Source organism: Bartonella sp. AU16XJBT, assembly GCF_028618665.1.
Classification (GTDB): domain Bacteria; phylum Pseudomonadota; class Alphaproteobacteria; order Rhizobiales; family Rhizobiaceae; genus Bartonella.
Map to the genome: position 1 here is coordinate 1 of NZ_JAQITF010000065.1, position 1,488 is coordinate 1,488.

At 38.8% G+C, this 1,488-nt stretch carries 3 protein-coding genes; all 3 read right to left on the reverse strand.

Annotation, left to right across the window (positions count from 1 at the left end; all coding sequences use genetic code 11):
• Positions 1–7: 7 nt before the first annotated feature.
• Positions 8–538, reverse strand: coding sequence for a hypothetical protein (locus PVV66_RS09510; RefSeq protein ID WP_273719589.1), 531 nt, complete (start codon positions 536–538; stop codon positions 8–10).
• Complete coding sequence (locus PVV66_RS09515; RefSeq protein WP_273719590.1) at positions 538–1,077, reverse strand: hypothetical protein; 540 nt, start codon at positions 1,075–1,077, stop codon at positions 538–540. Before PVV66_RS09515 ends, PVV66_RS09510 begins: the two co-directional genes overlap by 1 nt.
• 12 nt (positions 1,078–1,089) lie before the next feature.
• The coding region (locus PVV66_RS09520) for a phage antirepressor KilAC domain-containing protein (RefSeq protein ID WP_273761008.1) at positions 1,090–1,488 on the reverse strand (399 nt) is incomplete at its 5' end.

Consider the following 1,488-nt stretch of genomic DNA (forward strand, 5'->3'; position numbering starts at 1 on the left):
TTGGTTGTTAGAAAGGATTGTAATCCTCTGTTGAAGGTTCGCGGTTATCGCCAATCATGGCTAGTCCAGAAAGTTCAAAGTCTCCATAAACATTTACATAACCGCAGACCAATACCTTGTCGTAAATTTTTGTATTTCCGTAGATAGATGCACCGCAGCAAGCTTTTGCATTTCCATAAATCTGAGCATTTTCATAAATCACTGTACCGGAAACACATGCGTTGTCGTAGATACGTGCATTATCAGAAACTTTAGCACCATTGGTAACCTGCGCATTTCCAAAAACCTTGGCATTTTTACTAACTTGCGATGCAACATCAATTATCGCATTATCACAAACTACAGCATCATCATAAACAGCGGACAAACCACGAACCCAACAATTTCCATTATGCGATAGGTTGTTTTCATGTTCTATAAAGCCGCCAAGGTCACCTTTTTTGACATTTCCAAAATCTCTCAATGCACGTATGCGATAAGTTAACTTATTTCCGTATATCCAAGTTGTCTCATCAGTCAGTTCGTATTTCTTTTCCATTAGTTTGCTCCAGTGGATATTCTGCTATTTCCACCAATCCATTCTTCACAACTTAAATCCGCATCACCGTAAACTTTTACATTTCCGTAAATGTGTGTATTACCACCAACTTTTGCATTTCCATAAACGCTTGCCCTATCGTAAATGCATGCTTCATCATAAACATGAGAATTGCCATAAACATGTGCATGATCAAAAACTTTAGTGTCACCGTAAACTAATGCATCACCGTAAATTTCCGCATAATTGTAAACGTATGCTTCACCAGAAACTTGTGCATTCCCATAAACCCGCGCATCACCATAAACATAGGCATAACCGGAAATATGTGCATTTTGATAAACACGAGCATTATCATAAACCCTAGCATAATCTCCAATCCAACAATCGCCCCCATGACTAAGATTACCTTCCTTTTCAATAAAACCGCCAAGGTCACCTTTTTTGACATTTCCAAAATCTTTTAAGGCACGTATGCGGTAAAGCGTGTGTCCTCCAACTTCATCCATTTCATCAGTCAGTTCGTATTTCTTTTCCATGGTTTATTTCCTTTAATGTACGCTTTGTCGTTTCATTTCTTGAGACAGCACCCCCATGCCTTTTGTTGTAATTTTAGCAGCTGGTACGACTTTTTCTGTTCCTTCTGTTGTTTGAATGGTGTGTGTAGGACAATCCATAAGACCTTTTTGGATTTTATCTTGATAAGGCAACAAAGGAGCCCCGAAAGTGCGTCGATACACCCATCCTTTTTTCTGTAGGAACTGAATGAACTGTTTTGGTTGCATCTCGAGTATTTTAGCAGCTTCAGTAAGACCGAAGAGCCCATCAGCGCGTTGCAAGCTTTCCAAAGCCATTGCTTTTGGTTTTAAATATTCAATGATAGTATCTTGTCGATCTATTTGACTTTGTAGGTAATTCAAAAAGCCCATCATAGCTTTTGGACTTGAATA